Source organism: Chryseobacterium sp. HNCC26DJ238 (genome assembly GCF_057180465.1).
The window spans coordinates 73,077-88,424 of the sequence record NZ_JBXUGI010000013.1 but is presented as its reverse complement, the minus strand read 5'-3'; the positions used below and the strand labels follow the sequence as shown (position 1 = coordinate 88,424).

The window sequence follows — 15,348 nt, the reverse complement described above, 5'->3', positions numbered from 1 at the left end:
ATTTTAATCTCTTTAATTACATTTTAATTCCATTCCAAAGATCTTTTAATCTGACAGATATAGTTTTGTATTATCAAAATAGGCAATCACTAAATCTAAAGATATGATCAGGACCATTTTAATTGCAACGGACTATTCTCTTGAATCTTTAAATATATTAAAGAAAGTATTAAAAGAGAAAAACGCTCGGGAAGAAGATACTCAATACAACATTCTGTTAGTATCAGGTTACGATATGGGAGATTCGATCAGAGATCTCTTATTCAATACCAAAGGAACTGTTTTCAACAAAATCAGGTCAAAAGAATTTTGTGATGCATACAGCATCATTAAAAATAAATATCCTCATCTGGTTCATAAGATTGTCTGTGATGTATTTACAGGAAGTTTCCAGAGGGCTTTCACAAATTATCTTACAGCAAAAAATGTTGAGGAAGCATACTATACCAGTACTTTAAAAGATAAAAATACAAAAGGAAAATTTGATCTGGTTCCATACCTGAAGAAGGCGAAAGACATTATAGTACGTGAAATTACGGTTGATGTTCCGGAATTCATGCCTGAAAGAGGAAAGCTTGCAGAAGTTTTTGTTGAAGTTAATTAACCAATTAAAAAAGTGAAAAATGTTAAGAAATTATAGTAACAGCAGGACATTAGGAGACAATATAAGACTGGGGACGCTGACTGCTTTTACAGCAGGAACTATAAACATTGCATCTCTGTTAATATTTCTTTCGTTCACCTCAAACGTAACAGGACACTATGCCGTATTTGCCGCTGAGATCAGTAAAGGAAACTGGTCACAGGTTGCTGTAGTTGGTGCCTGGATATTTCTGTTCTTCTTCGGAAGTTTTACGGCCAATTTTTTCGTAATCAACTTTAATAAAAAAAGTAAATACTTTGCCCATGCGATGCCAATTGTATTAGAGATTATATGTCTGTTGGCGGTGGGAATTTACGGTCAGTTCTATTATCAGAAAACCCTTGAGGAAGCAGAATATCTGGTGGCATTAATGCTCTTTGCGACAGGTTTACAGAATGGTCTTACTGCAAGTATATCTAACTTTTTAGTAAAAACAACCCACCTTACAGGTACAACAACCGACTTAGGAATCCTGATGTCTATGTTTACCCACAAAAAATACAGGAAAAATCCTGAGCTAATTGCAAGAGCTAAGCTTTTATCAAGTATTATGTTTTCTTATGTATTAGGAGCTGTTTTTTCAGGTTTCACCTATTATTATCTGGAATTCAGCGTGTTTTATGTAATCAGTGTATGTCTGCTTGTCGTAATAGGCTATGATTTTTACAAGATCAACCTGAGACATTTTAAGACCAATTACAGGTATGCAAAAATTTATAACAAACCCAACTTTATGGCATTTATGTACGAAAAAATACATGGACCGGGCGAAGCTAAAGAAGACAAGAAAGAAAAATCCAAACTTGTCTTAGAAGAAAAAATGACATAAAAGTCATTGTACAAAATATAAAAACACAAATTGTATATACTTAGTTTTGTAGCCTCTGCCTGTTTTGCAAGCAGGGGCTTTTTATCCTCTTTAAATATACCTGAGTTTGCGAACGGCCTGTTTTACAAAACCAATTACCTTTAATTTTAACTTTTTTTTACCGGATAAAACAGGAGTTGTGGGAATATTTCATCCAAACTTAATATGGATTGCAAACATAAAAAGGCGTTGCGACAAAAATTGACGTATTATATAAAGTTTTCGTCTGAATAAATTGGTAGTTAGTCTTAATGATCTGCGAAACTTGTTGGACTGTTTTTTAAACGCAAAGTTTTATGATGCAAGCTGCTTAGTTTTAAGGAGCAAAGAGTGGCGGCCAAGCCGCTGATGAAGCTCGCTTAATAAAATCAATTTCATTGATTTCTTTCTTTACTCCTTTAATGATGCGTTATTTAAATAAAACTTTGCGTTAGAAAAATAACAGAATCAATTTATAGAGTAAGTTTTTTGTCCTCTATACTATGGCAGGAAATAAGTTAATTTTTAATTCATTGCCTAATTATTTTAATTCTTATTTGCTTTGACTATTTTTGTACGTTCATTATTATTCTATGTCAGATATTATTCAGCTTTTACCGGATCATGTAGCCAACCAAATTGCAGCAGGTGAAGTGGTGCAACGTCCTGCTTCCATTGTGAAAGAACTTTTGGAAAATGCCATTGATGCCGGAGCCTCAAAAATTGAACTGATCATAAGAGATGCAGGCAAAAATCTTATTCAGGTTGTTGATGATGGCAAAGGGATGTCAGAAACTGATGCCCGAATGGCATTTGAAAGACATGCTACGTCAAAAATAAGAGCGACAGATGATATATTTAAAATTGCAACGAAAGGTTTTCGAGGAGAAGCATTAGCTTCTATTGCAGCAGTTTCTCAGGTAGAACTGAAAACCAGGCAGGCTGAATCTCCTTTAGGAACAAATATTTACATTGAAGGAGGAATCTTTCAGTTTCAGGATCCGGTGCAGACGGCAGAAGGATCGAACTTTTTAGTTAAAAATCTTTTCTACAACGTTCCGGCAAGAAGAAAGTTTCTGAAAAACAACAATATAGAATTCAGACACGTTATTGATGAATTTCAGCGTGTCGCTTTAGCTCATGAGAATTTAGAATTTTCTATGTTCCATGATGACGATCCTGTGTTCAGACTGAGAAAAGGAACACAGATGCAAAGAATAGTAGATGTTTTCGGAAGAAAATTACACCCACAGCTGATTCCTATTAAAGAAGATATTCTCTGGTGTAAACTCCATGGGTTTGTTGCAAAACCTGAAGGCGCAAAAAAAACACGTGGTGAACAGTTTCTTTTTGTAAACGGAAGATTCTTTAAAAGTCCTTATTTTAACAAAGCCGTTCAGGAAGCTTTTGAAGGGCTTCTTTTACCGGGATATATTCCGACATTTTTTCTTTATCTGGAATTAGATCCTGAAAAAATAGATGTTAACATTCATCCGCAAAAAACGGAGGTAAAATTTGAAGATGAACATCTGATTTTTGCTTTGATCCGTTCAACAATTAAAAGGTCTTTAGGAATTTACAATATTGCACCCAGTCTTGATTTTGAAAGAGATCCGCAGCTGGACGAGATGATGCAGAAAAGTTTTCCGAGCAAAAGCAATACCGGAGGAAGTTTTAAAATGCCGGAAATCATTGTAGACCGGGATTACAATCCTTTTTTAGAAGAAAAGGGAGTAACAAAAACTGAAATACAGAACCTCACAGAGATGTATCATCAGAATATCTCTGCTGAACCTTCGAAGATCAATCTTTTTGAAGATGAAGATTTTGATGAAGACATCATGCGCTTACCCAACGGATACTGGCTGTTTAATAAAGGAGACCGGACTTTAATGTTAGATTTGGGAAGAATGCACCGGCTTCTCGTTGCAGAAAATAACAAATCGATCAAAAAAGGGAGTGTGAGCCACGCTCTACTGTTCTCCCTGGAGTATCACATGAACGAAATTGAAAAGAATAAATATAAATCAATTAAAAAATTTCTGCCGGAACTGGGGTTTGACATGAAAATTGCTCATGAAAATGTCTTAAGAATTGATACGGTGCCTGAAGGATTAAAAGAAACCCAGGTTATGAAGTTTCTTGAAAACCTTTTTGATGTTCTTGAATATAAAACTGAAGAAGAATTTATGCAGTTTTATCATAATCAATGGGCAAAAATGCAGTCAAAATCAAGGTTTGATTTTATCTACAAAGCGGATGCTGAGCAACTCATTAAAGACTTCACCGCATTAGGATTCCCGGAATTTTTACCAAACGGAAAAAGATGTTTTTACGAAGTTCCGTTTAATGATTTTAAAAATAAATTTTAAGTACATGTTTAATAATATACCACCGATTACAAGAAACCTGATTATTATTAATGTGGTTGTTTATGTAATCAGTAATTTCTTTCTCTATGCACTACAAAACCAAGAGTTATATAATTTTTTAGCTGCATATTATCCTTTATCACCCAATTTTAAGTCTTGGCAGATTGTAACACATATGTTTATGCACGCTCCACTTGAGGGCGGAATAGGCATTATGCACATCCTTTTTAATATGTTTACCTTATATAGTTTTGGACCTATTTTAGAGCAATCTCTGGGTGATAAGAAATATTTGATTCTATACTTTTTGAGCGGTTTAGGAGCTTTTTTTCTTTTTAATTTATGGAATTTTATTGAAATTCAGCAAATTGCCACAAGTTTGCAAAATTTAGGAATTGACCCATCTGAAATATACAGACAAGCTGATATAAATTACACGGGAAAAATACTTTTTAATAATAGTACTCCGGAGAGCTTTCAATTATCTGAGAAGCTTTTTACTGATCTAAGATCACCTATGCTGGGTGCTTCCGGAGCTATCTTTGGAGTTATTGCAGCTTTTGCAACATTATATCCTGAAGCTAAAATAGGGATCATGTTTATTCCGATACCTGTTAAAGTTAAATATGTACTGCCAGTTGTTATCATTGGTTCAATTTATTTGGGTCTTACAGGAAATGGCGGAGGTATTGCTCATCTTGCCCACGTTGGTGGAGCTATAACAGGCTATATTTTAGCAAGAATCTGGAGAAAGCATTTATATAGATTTAATTAGTATATCGTGAAAATATTTCGTTTTATCCTGATCATTTTTCACATAGGCATCTTATTCCTGTTGCTGGGCACTTTACTGAACGCTTACGTTCCTCCCAAAGTATTTGCCTGGTTTAACCTTCTGTCATTAGGATTTCCAGTATTCATCATCGGATATGTTTTACTTACATTCTTCTGGATTTTTTCATGGAAAAAAAGAGCATTTGTTTTTATGTTTTTAGGATTATTTCTATTAAATCCTGTCAGAAGGTGGGTTAATTTTTCTGCCGAAAAAAAAGAAACTGCCAATCTAAAAATTGTCACGTTCAATATAAAGGGCGGTAAATTCGGCGCTGAAAATATTGAGAGATATATTAATCAGCAAGATGCAGATATTATATTACTGCAGGAAGATTACAATTATCAATATCATTTTAAAAATCTTAAAAAAGACCATTCTTCACCTATCGTTTCCACGTACTCAAAATACAAAATAAGATTCCATAAAGAATTGTTTGAAGGTATGTATAATGAGGAATTTAATGCTTACTGTGAATTGAGCGATATTGAAATCAAAGGTAGAACCTACCGTATCATTAATACATATCTTCAGCCTTTTAAATTTGAAAAAAGTATGGTCAAACTCAATGGAAACAGTAAAGAGGATGAGCAAAAAATAAAAGATATCGTTAAGCGACTTATGCCTACTTTCAAAATGCACCAGGAACAGGCCGAGATCATTCGAAAAAATATTGATGAGTCCCCTTATCCTGTGATTTTAGCCGGAGATTTAAATTCTGTTCCAAATTCTTACGAATATTATTATTTAGGAAATGGTTTAAAAGATGCTTTTTTTGAAGCAGGAAGAGGGAGCGGAACCAGTTTCCATGATTATAAATTCCCTATCAGAATCGATTTTATTTTTACTTCGCCTTCTATAAAAGCTGTTACTTATCACGTAGACCGCTCAGTAAAGCTTTCAGATCATTTTCCCGTAGTTGCCACTTTTAATATACAATAACCTCTATTAATTTTATGATCTGAATCAATTTCCTGGCAGCATTTTTGCAAAGCAAAAAACATATCAGAGTTTTCCATGAAGCGTGTACATGTATTTTTAGTTTTTCATCTGTTTTTACTTATATTACTTCTCTGTACTTTTGCCAACGCCTATATTTCACCGACCTGTTTCAGCAGTCTTAATCTGCTTTCTCTGGGTTTTCCATATCTTATTCTTCTTCACATCGTTTTTACATTCATCTGGTTTTTTAAACATAAGAAAATTGCTGCTGCTTTTTTATTATCAACATTAATTTTCTTTAATCCGGTGAGACGATGGGTTAATTTTACGCCACAACAGACTCCACAAAATTCTGAGAATGTTATTAAAGTTCTGACCTTTAATGTAAAATATGGAAGCTCAGGCTGGCCAACGGTAAAAAAATACATCACCGATCAGAATGCAGACATCATTCTTGTACAGGAAAAGGATACGGTCTCAGCGTTAAGAAAAGACCTGATAAAATATCCTTCTGTTATTTTAAAAACAAGACATAAAATTTTACATCAGGCAGACCTGATCAATGATGATTCAAAAGGCAATTCGTTTTACGCAGATGTTGATGTAAATGGAAAGATCATCCGGATCGTTAATGTCTATTTAGAACCTTTTAAACTCAATAAAAATATGTTGGGGATGAAGGATGAATATTCCGCAGGAAAAGAGGAAAACAAACTGACCACTCTTTTTTCACATTTGTTTCCCACCTTTAAAATCCATGAAGAGCAGATAAAAAAAATCAGGAAAGCAATTGATCAGTCTCCCTATCCGGTGATTTTGGCCGGTGACTTCAATGCTGTTCCTAATTCATGGGAATATTATCATTTAGGAAAAGGTCTTAATGATGCTTTTGTAAAAACGGGAAACGGAAGCGCAACCAGTTTTCACGATTATAAATTCCCTCTGAGAATTGATTATATTTTTACGTCAGAAAGTATAAAACCCCTAAATTATAAAGTTGATTATTCTGTAAAATTATCGGATCACTATCCTGTAATTGCCGAATTTCTATTAAATTAGTTCCATGAAAAAAGTATTAGCAACTGGTGTCCTTATTTCTTTTTTTTTGATGGCCTGTTCAAAGCCCGCCCCTGCAAGTAATGAGGATATTCAGTCGGTACAGCCTCATTATGACACAACAGCTGTTGATTCTTTTTCTGCAGGAGCAACATCGGTAGACATCGTACGTCAAATCAGAATGTCTTCCCAACATTATCAGGATTCTCTGAAAGAAGCTATAAAATTAGAAATAGAGGAGAAAAAGATTACAGAAGAACTTGAAAAAGAAAACAAACGGAAGGCAGAAGCAGAAAAGAAACTTAAGAATACAGAGAGCCCCACAGGTTCACCAACCAAAACAGAGTAAACAAATTTAAAATTATACACAATGAAAAAACAAATCTTAGCAGCATTAGCTGTTTCAGCTTTCGTGATAAGCTGTACACAATCGACATCAAAAACTGAAACAGTTGAAAATCCTGACGGCTCTGTTACTACGGTCACAACTACAGAAAGTCAGACAGGCTTTGTAGATACTACAAAAATAGATAAAGCAAAATCTGATGTAAAAACTACAGTAAATAAGACCGGCGAAAAAATCAATGAAGCAGGAAAGGATATTAAAAGTGAAGCCCATAAAGTAGGTCAGGATATCAAGTCCGGAGCTCAGGAGGTAGGAAAAGATGTAAAGAATGCAGCAGCTAAAGGAGCCCAGAAGGTAGAAGAGGGTGCGAAAAAACTTAAAGAAGACCTTAAAAGATAAATATTTAATTATTTTTCAGGGAAAAATTAACATTATTTATAAAATTTGCAGTACATTAGAATTCCAAAACAATCAACCAAAACAAATTATTATGAAAAAGTTAATTGCATTAAAAGCTAATAAGCTGACAAGAGAAACTCTGAAAAAAGTACAAGGAGGCTATGTTCCAAAAGAAGAAGAGGACGGGTGCGCGTGGAATATGTGCAGAAATGCATTTGGCAGATGCTCTGTCTTTGCTTGTCCCGGATCTATTTAATTTTTAGAGAGATCCCCTTACAACATAAACCGCAGAAATATCTGCGGTTTTTTATATTTGGTTCATTTCCAATAGCGGATCGATATACTCCCTGTCATTGCTTAAACGGGGAACTTTATTCTGTCCGCCAAGCTTTCCCTTGGATTCCAGCCAACAATAAAACAGGTTAGGTCTGGCGATATGGATGACCGGCTTTTTTAAAGTGATATTATTATATCGTTTGGCTTCGTAATCAGAATTGATAGATTTGAGATGCTGATCAAAAACATCCGTGAATTCTTCTAAGTTTTGAGGCTTTTCACTGAATTCAAAAATCCATTCGTGTGCACCGCTCTCATTTTCTTTCATAAATATCGGAGCTCCTGTAAAATCTGTCACAGAAGATTTCGTCACTTCGCAAGCGCGCGTTAATGCGGATTCTACATTGGTAATCATCAGCTCTTCACCAAATGCATTGATGTAATGCTTCGTTCTCCCGGTAATTTTTATTCTGAAAGGACTTATTGAAGTAAATACAACCGTATCACCTATTAGATATCTCCACAATCCACCATTGGTGGTAATCACCATCGCATAATTTTTACCAATTTCAACATGTTCCAAACTGATAACCTTCGGGTTTGATAAATGAAACTGGTCCATAGGAATAAATTCGTAGAAAATACCGTAATCGAGCATCAGTAACATCTCATCACTGTTCGGCCGGTCCTGAATGCCAAAGAACCCTTCAGAGGCATTGTAAATCTCGTAGTAGTTGATGTTTTTTCCTATAATCTGTTTATACTGATCCTTATAAGGTTTGAAACTGATTCCGCCGTGAAAAAACACTTCCAGATTAGGCCATAATTCTGAAATATTTTTAACATCCGTTTCTTTCAAAACCCTCTGCAGAAGTACCATCATCCAACTTGGAACACCAAGAATACTTCCTACATCTTCATTTTTCACTTCAGAAGTAATGGCTTTAAGTTTACTTTCCCACTCTCCCATCAGTGAAACCTTTTTACTGGGTGTCGTGGTAATCTCTACCCAGAAAGGAAGATTATCGATTAGAATTGCTGAAAGATCGCCAAATTTAGTATTGAAATCTGCATACAGCTCAGAACTTCCTCCGAGGCGCAAATTCTTATTAGTAAACAGTTGATTTTCCGGATGATTGTTGGCATAGATTGAGACCATATCCTTACCGGCCTTCATGTGGCAGTATTCCAGGCTTTCTGCTGAAATGGGGATAAATTTGCTTCTGGCATTCGTCGTTCCGGAAGACTTTGCAAAATGCTTGATATACCCGGGCCAGCTGACGTCTTTGTGCCCCTGTCTTGCCCTTTCAATATAAGGCTCAAAGTCCTCATAGGTTACTACCGGTACTTTATTTTTGAAGTCCTGATAGCTTGAGATCGTATTAAAACCATATCGCTTTCCATACTCCGTATCTTCTGCATGGAACAACTGGGAGAACAGGATGCCGTTCTGTGTTTCGATAGGATGATCCATAAAATTCTGTATCTGATCTATCCTCTGGCGGATAAACCAATTGACTACAGTATTGAAAAGTGCTTTCGTTGCCATTTCAACAAATATAATAATAATTGAATTTATTTAGCCTTAAAATAAAAAAACCGTCACAAATTTTGCAACGGTTTCGATATAAAGTATTTAAATACTCAATATTAACAATATTCGTCGTAAGCAGCCTGAAGGTTTGCAGCGATTGCTCCTGCAGGATTTCCCTCAATATGATGTCTTTCCAACATATGAACCAATTCTCCATCTTTAAAAAGAGCTACACAAGGTGAGCTTGGAGGAAATGGTGCTAAATGTTTTCTTGCTGTGTCAACCGCATCTTTATCAAAACCTGCAAAAACAGTTGTCAGATGATCTGGTTTTTTCTCTCCCGTCAAAGAATAAACTACTCCCGGTCTTGCAGCTCCCGCAGCACATCCGCAAACAGAATTGATTACTAAGAGAGTTGTTCCTGACTGTTTCAAAGCATCTTCTACCTGCGAAGAAGTTGCTAAATCCTGAAAACCTTTATCTGTAAGTTCAGCCTTCATCGGCAATACTAAATCTGATGGATACATTTTTTATAATTTTAATTATTTACAAATTTACGACATTCTAAAAGACTGGTCAATTTATAAAAACTATTGATTAATTCGCAAAACAAAATGAAAAGCTAATATTACATATTTATAACATACAATAAACTGTATATTAATAACAATTTATGCCAAATTATAAATTATTTTTATTAATTTTGAAATCAATTCTAAAAACTAACATCCGTGAAAAAACTTTATTTAGACATGTCAGTTCATTTTGATATGTAATCAGTTCCCCAACTTTTACTATTACCTGCAGTTTTTAGAATAGGGTAATTTAAAAGTATATTTATTTAAAAATGAAGCCCGATCCATAATGTTTCGGGCTTCGTTAATCAAATCGATATGCAAAGGTTGAATATCCTGAATAAATAATCTATAGATGAATAATGGAATATATGATGATTACACAACATTTATTTCTCATCAATTATATACTAGGAAAGTAATTTCTTAGCCATCTCGGAAATACTTTTACCGTCAGATTTTCCGGCTAAGTTTTTTGAAGCAGTTCCCATTACTTTACCTAAATCTTTGATTGATTCAGCACCGGTTTCAGAAATTATCTTCCTGATTTCAGCTTCCAGCTCTTCAGAAGATAACTGTGCAGGCAAAAACTTCTCTATGACTTTCATCTGAGCCTCTTCCACTTCTGCCAGATCATTTCTTCCCTGAGCGGTAAACTGCTCATAAGAGTCTTTACGCTGCTTGATCATTCTCTGCAAAATTGCAATTTCCTGTTCAGAGGAAACCTCAGCTCCTAAAGCTTCGGTTTTAAGTAATAATATCTGGGATTTTACAGCGCGGAGAGAATCCAGAGCAACTCTGTCTTTAGCTCTCATTGCTATTTTTATCGCTTCGCTTATAGTTAGTTCTAAACTCATTTTCTTAAAATTTTATCAATAATGTAACAATTTGACAATGTATAAAATGTAACAATATATCAATGTCTAAAATGTATCAATAACTTAAATGCACTAAAGTACTACATTGGTACATTGTTACATTATTTAATTGGTACATTATTTCATTGTTATATTGTTACATTAAAAAATTGTTACATTATTTAATCCACGTCTTTATTTAAAAATCTGTTTTCTCTGATCTGCATGTTTCCGTTGTTATCAGACAGATACGTGTTGATATTCTGCTCTGAAGCATTGGAACCGTCGATAGAGATATTTTTTCTTTTGAAAGCAGGAACAGATTCAAATTCATTAGCATGATCAAAATTCTGATATCGCGAATTGAATTCTTTCAGTTTGTTTCTTCTTTCTGAAGCTCTTTCCTGATCTGCAGGCTTATTCACAAAAGTAAATTCAGATTCTGTCTGTCTGGAAGTTTCAACTTCTGATCTGTGCTGAAAAGTTGGTTTTTCCTCAACTTTTTGCTGCTCCGAACCCTGATAGAAAGTTTCTACTTTATGAGTAATTGTCTCTTCAGTTTTTTTCTCAATTACTGTGGAAGATTTAACCTCATTTTTTGGCTGTCCAAAATCATATTTAGGCTCAACAATCGGTTCATTGACCGTAAAGTTAAACTCTACCGCTTTTTCATCTGAATAATTTTTACTAATAGAATTTTCTTTCTGTTCTTCCTTTTTATTTTCAAAATCAAAAGAGAAAGACTGAATTTCCAGATCATTCGGGTCATCATCAAAAGAAAATAAGTGGGCAGCAGCATCATTGCCTGAATCGTCATTTCTCCAGCTGAGAATAGGACTGTCTGTACTATCTTCCTCTCTGTCAGAGAATTTTATTTCAGTTTTTACTTCCTCATCCTCAATAATCATTTTTTTTTCAGAAACAGACCTTTTGAACTGTGGTGTATCCTGGTCTTCGTCATCTAATCTGAAAAGATTTTTCCCTCCAAAATCATAACCCTGTTCAGGAGAAGATTCTCTTTCATCCCTTGTTTTAAAAGGAGAAGACTTAGGCGTTTCCAGTGCGTCGTTTAAACCTATTCTTATTTTTTCCGTAGGTCCAGAAAATTTCTGGTTGTCATTGGAAAAACCGGTAGCAATAACCAGAACGCTCACAGCATCTCCCAATTCTTCATCAGCACCCACCCCGAAAATAATATCTGCGGTGTGGCCTGCCTCTTTTTGGATATAATCCATAATGATTCCTATCTCGTCCATTGTAGCTTCTTCTACACCACTTCTGATCAACAATAACACGTTTCTTGCACCGGTAATTTTGTTGTCGTTCAACAACGGAGAATCCAACGCTTTTCTTACCGCTTCTTCGGCTTTATTTTCACCTGAAGCAGTACCGGTAGACATCAATGCCGTACCGGAATTCTGAAGCACTGATTTAGCATCTCTAAAGTCAATATTTACATCAAAATAACCGGTAATTACCTCTGCCATACCTTTTGCGGCGTTGGTTAAAACCTCATCAGCTTTAGAGAAGCCCTGTTTGAAACCAAGATTTCCGAATTGCTGTCTTAATTTATCATTATTGATTACAATTAACGAATCAACATTATTTCTTAATTTGTCCAGTCCCAATTCTGCCTGGTCCAATCTTCTTTTCCCTTCAAAGCTGAAAGGAACTGTAACGATCCCAACGGTAAGAATCCCCATATCTTTAGCAACTTTAGCTATAACAGGTGCTGCACCGGTTCCGGTACCACCACCCATTCCCGCAGTAATAAATACCATCTTGGTATTTTGTCCCATGGCTGCTTTGATGTCTTCAATACTTTCTATTGCCGCTTTTTCACCTACTTCAGGATCTGCACCTGCTCCAAGACCTTCAGTAATGGTAATTCCCAACTGAACTTTGTTTGAAACCGGATTATTATCCAGAGTCTGGGCATCCGTATTACAGATCACGAAATCTACTCCGTGAATTCCTTTTTCGTACATGTGCTTCAGTGCGTTGTTTCCACCGCCACCAACACCGATAACCTTGATGATCGAAGAGTTTCCTTTTGGCAGATCAAATGAAAATCCCTGTGTGCCTATATTTTCCATACTTATTTTTTTAATAATTGATTATGAATGATAATTGATAATTGATGAATGACTCGTAATCGATGGTTTGCTCCCCCAATTATCTTTTATCATTAATCTTTTATCCTTTATGATTATTCTACTTCTTCAAAGAATTTTTTCACTTTTTCCATCAGAGACTGTCCAAAAGTAGGCTTTTGAGGTCTTGCTGTTTTTACAGGAGCTTTGAACTCTTCTTCTGCCTGCTGTACTTCCGGAGCCTGAGATTCAGAAACATTGGTCTGCAGTTGGTTTTGCTCAACTTTAGCCTCAACCTCTATTTCTGTTTCTTCTTCTGCAGCAACCGTTTTTTTATCTCTTATTTTCAGACTTTCCATCAGTAAACCGATTGATGTTGCAAATTCCGGTCCTTTAAGATACTGGTTTTTATCGTTTGCAATGTATTCATTTGCGAAACCAATTCTACTGTCGAATCCCGTCGTATAATTTGCCAGCTGACGCAGATGCTTCAGATTAGATCCACCTCCTGTCAGAACGATTCCTGCTATCAGTTTTTTCTTTTGTTCAAATGCTCCGTATGCCTTTAATTCAGTATTCACCATTTCCAGAATTTCTTCAACCCTGGCATTGATGATCTGCGCTAAAGTTTTAAGTGAAATTTCCTTATCAGGTCTTCCATGAAGTCCCGGAATTGTTACAAATGTGCTGTCCTTTTCCAGTTCAGGTACGGCTGAACCAAATTTAACCTTCAGCTGCTCGGCATGTTTTTCTATAATTGAACAGCCTTCTTTGATATCTTCTGTAATAATTCCCCCTCCGTAAGGGATGACGCAGGTATGTCGGATGATATTATCTTTAAAAATAGCAATATCTGTAGTACCGCCACCGATATCTACAATGGCTACTCCTGCTTCTTTTTCTTCTTTGGTTAAAACAGCTTCAGAAGATGCTAAAGGTTCCAGGGTAAGAGCCTCCATTTCCAAACCTGCTTCTCTCACACATCGTGCGATGTTTCTGATACTTCCCATCTGGCCAACGACCACATGGAAATTAGCTTCCAGACGTTTTCCGTGCATTCCTACAGGTTCCTGAATTTCCCCTTCAGAATCCACCTTGTATTCCTGTGGAAGAACATGAATAATTTCTTCGCCCGGTAACATAACCAGTTTTTTAACCTGGTCTTTCAGTGCTTCGATATCATCATCTGTGATGAACCTGTCCGGATTCTCACGCATGATGTAATCTGAATGCTGCAGAGAACGGATGTGCTTTCCAGCAATACCCACAGTAACTTTGTGTATCGGAACGCCTGCACTCGACTGTGCTTCTGATACTGCTGCCTTAATAGAGTTGATGGTCTGTGAAATATTATTCACAATACCTTTATGAACTCCAAGACTTTTGGCCTTACCAACACCGAGAATCTCTATTTTCCCGTGTGCATTCCTCCTTCCGACAATGGCGACAATCTTGGTTGTCCCGATGTCAAGACCTACTGAATACTCTTGATTTTCCATTGTTTTTATATCGATTTGATTGATTACTTATTTATTTTAAAAGGTTCATCACCTATATATTTTAATCTGTGCCTTGAAAATTTCAGCTTTACTCTATTTTGACTTTTGCTTTGGTCTTTTTTACTGCCGGAGTCTGAACCGAAGTTTTCTTCTTCTCCTTCTGTTTGATCACCGCTTTCGGTTTTGCACTTTCTTTTGGCTTTAACGAAACTGAATTCGCCTTTTTAACCAATGGTTTCAGGTTAACTTCAGCTTTTCTGACCGGAGCCGCAACAGCCGGTGTCTTAGCTAAATCTTTATGACCGGCTTTCAGAATACTGTCATTTTCCTTAAAATTAGGATTCAGCGTTGTAACAATCTGATTCTGATATTTTACAGAAATCATTTTATACTTCTGAGGATCCTGAAACACTAGGTATTTCTCAACAAACGTTTTGAAACCTTTTACTTTGAGCTCAATATTATCTAAATCTCCAATCTCTACTTTATAATTGCCTTCACTGGTCAGAAGATTGTAGCTGTCCTTGTATTTTGAAATTCCAATAAAATATTTTTTACTGAAATCATCTTTGTCAATCTTATCAACCAATTCTGCCAGTTTTTCATATTCATCTTTTTTGACATCACCCGTCACAAGCATGCATGGATGAGAATAGGTTCTTGAAATAGGAAATTCAGTTCCTTTTTCATCCACATAAAAGTCCTTTCCATCATAATTTAATCTGAAAACAGGAACCCGCTGTCTGATATCCAAATTTAATTTTCCGTTTAAATTTAAATAAACATTTGCGCTGTCAACAGCCGGCAGAGCATTGATCATCTTTTCCAGTTCAGGAATGTTTAAGCTCCCCACCTTCCCCGATGGATTTTCTTTGATGACAAGTTGTTTAATATCTTTTTCATCAATGAAGTAAACCGGTGTTTTCTCATTCATCTTTACAGAAATTTTACTATCCGTAATCTTCTGATCACTGAATTTCTTTAACGAGAAACTCAGCAGGAATCCGAGGATGATCACTGTGACGGCAATTTTTAAAATTCTGTATTTGTTTTTCATTCTATTATTTTTGAACATGA

General features: G+C 35.6%; 15 protein-coding genes. 9 read left to right on the top strand and 6 right to left on the bottom strand.

Features of this window, described 5'->3' with window-relative positions:
- Positions 1 to 103 precede the first annotated feature (103 nt).
- The 9 genes from AC2A07_RS13385 (at position 104) to AC2A07_RS13345 (ending at position 7,693) form a co-directional block, all read left to right on the top strand.
- Positions 104 to 604, top strand: coding sequence for a hypothetical protein (locus tag AC2A07_RS13385; RefSeq protein WP_484050831.1), 501 nt, complete (start codon positions 104 to 106; stop codon positions 602 to 604).
- Positions 605 to 623: 19 nt separating this feature from the next.
- Positions 624 to 1,472 (top strand): YoaK family protein, encoded by an 849-nt coding sequence (locus tag AC2A07_RS13380; RefSeq protein ID WP_484050830.1) that lies wholly within the window; start codon positions 624 to 626, stop codon positions 1,470 to 1,472.
- Between the two features lie 611 nt (positions 1,473 to 2,083).
- Positions 2,084 to 3,862 carry a DNA mismatch repair endonuclease MutL gene (gene mutL, locus AC2A07_RS13375; RefSeq protein ID WP_314494717.1) on the top strand — a complete coding sequence of 593 codons (1,779 nt, stop codon included), beginning with the start codon at positions 2,084 to 2,086 and terminating at the stop codon, positions 3,860 to 3,862.
- Positions 3,863 to 3,866: 4 nt separating this feature from the next.
- Complete coding sequence (locus AC2A07_RS13370; protein WP_484050829.1) at positions 3,867 to 4,637, top strand: rhomboid family intramembrane serine protease; 771 nt, start codon at positions 3,867 to 3,869, stop codon at positions 4,635 to 4,637.
- A gap of 6 nt (positions 4,638 to 4,643) precedes the next feature.
- Positions 4,644 to 5,636 (top strand): endonuclease/exonuclease/phosphatase family protein, encoded by a 993-nt coding sequence (locus AC2A07_RS13365; RefSeq protein ID WP_484050828.1) that lies wholly within the window; start codon positions 4,644 to 4,646, stop codon positions 5,634 to 5,636.
- Between the two features lie 75 nt (positions 5,637 to 5,711).
- Positions 5,712 to 6,695 carry an endonuclease/exonuclease/phosphatase family protein gene (locus tag AC2A07_RS13360; protein ID WP_484050827.1) on the top strand — a complete coding sequence of 328 codons (984 nt, stop codon included), beginning with the start codon at positions 5,712 to 5,714 and terminating at the stop codon, positions 6,693 to 6,695.
- Positions 6,696 to 6,699: 4 nt separating this feature from the next.
- Entirely contained in the window at positions 6,700 to 7,041 is a 342-nt protein-coding gene (locus AC2A07_RS13355) for a hypothetical protein (protein ID WP_484050826.1), read from the top strand.
- A 21-nt stretch (positions 7,042 to 7,062) separates the two neighbouring features.
- Positions 7,063 to 7,437, top strand: coding sequence for a hypothetical protein (locus AC2A07_RS13350; RefSeq protein ID WP_484050825.1), 375 nt, complete (start codon positions 7,063 to 7,065; stop codon positions 7,435 to 7,437).
- Positions 7,438 to 7,528: 91 nt separating this feature from the next.
- A complete protein-coding gene (locus AC2A07_RS13345; protein ID WP_314494706.1) occupies positions 7,529 to 7,693 on the top strand; it encodes a hypothetical protein in 165 nt (54 codons plus the stop codon).
- Positions 7,694 to 7,744: 51 nt separating this feature from the next.
- Here the strand turns inward: AC2A07_RS13345 and AC2A07_RS13340 are convergent, their stop codons facing one another.
- The 6 genes from AC2A07_RS13340 to AC2A07_RS13315 all read right to left on the bottom strand — a co-directional run bounded on the left by AC2A07_RS13340 (position 7,745) and on the right by AC2A07_RS13315 (position 15,328).
- Positions 7,745 to 9,262: a GH3 auxin-responsive promoter family protein gene (locus AC2A07_RS13340; RefSeq protein ID WP_484050824.1), complete on the bottom strand. Its 1,518-nt coding sequence runs from the start codon at positions 9,260 to 9,262 to the stop codon at positions 7,745 to 7,747.
- Positions 9,263 to 9,363: 101 nt separating this feature from the next.
- Positions 9,364 to 9,774, bottom strand: coding sequence for a BrxA/BrxB family bacilliredoxin (locus tag AC2A07_RS13335; protein ID WP_314494703.1), 411 nt, complete (start codon positions 9,772 to 9,774; stop codon positions 9,364 to 9,366).
- A gap of 458 nt (positions 9,775 to 10,232) precedes the next feature.
- Positions 10,233 to 10,679: a GatB/YqeY domain-containing protein gene (locus AC2A07_RS13330; protein WP_484050823.1), complete on the bottom strand. Its 447-nt coding sequence runs from the start codon at positions 10,677 to 10,679 to the stop codon at positions 10,233 to 10,235.
- Positions 10,680 to 10,861: 182 nt separating this feature from the next.
- A complete protein-coding gene (gene ftsZ / locus AC2A07_RS13325; RefSeq protein ID WP_484050822.1) occupies positions 10,862 to 12,775 on the bottom strand; it encodes a cell division protein FtsZ in 1,914 nt (637 codons plus the stop codon).
- Between the two features lie 113 nt (positions 12,776 to 12,888).
- A complete protein-coding gene (gene ftsA, locus AC2A07_RS13320; protein ID WP_484050821.1) occupies positions 12,889 to 14,271 on the bottom strand; it encodes a cell division protein FtsA in 1,383 nt (460 codons plus the stop codon).
- 88 nt (positions 14,272 to 14,359) lie between these two features.
- Positions 14,360 to 15,328: a cell division protein FtsQ/DivIB gene (locus tag AC2A07_RS13315; protein WP_484050820.1), complete on the bottom strand. Its 969-nt coding sequence runs from the start codon at positions 15,326 to 15,328 to the stop codon at positions 14,360 to 14,362.
- Positions 15,329 to 15,348: the final 20 nt, after the last annotated feature.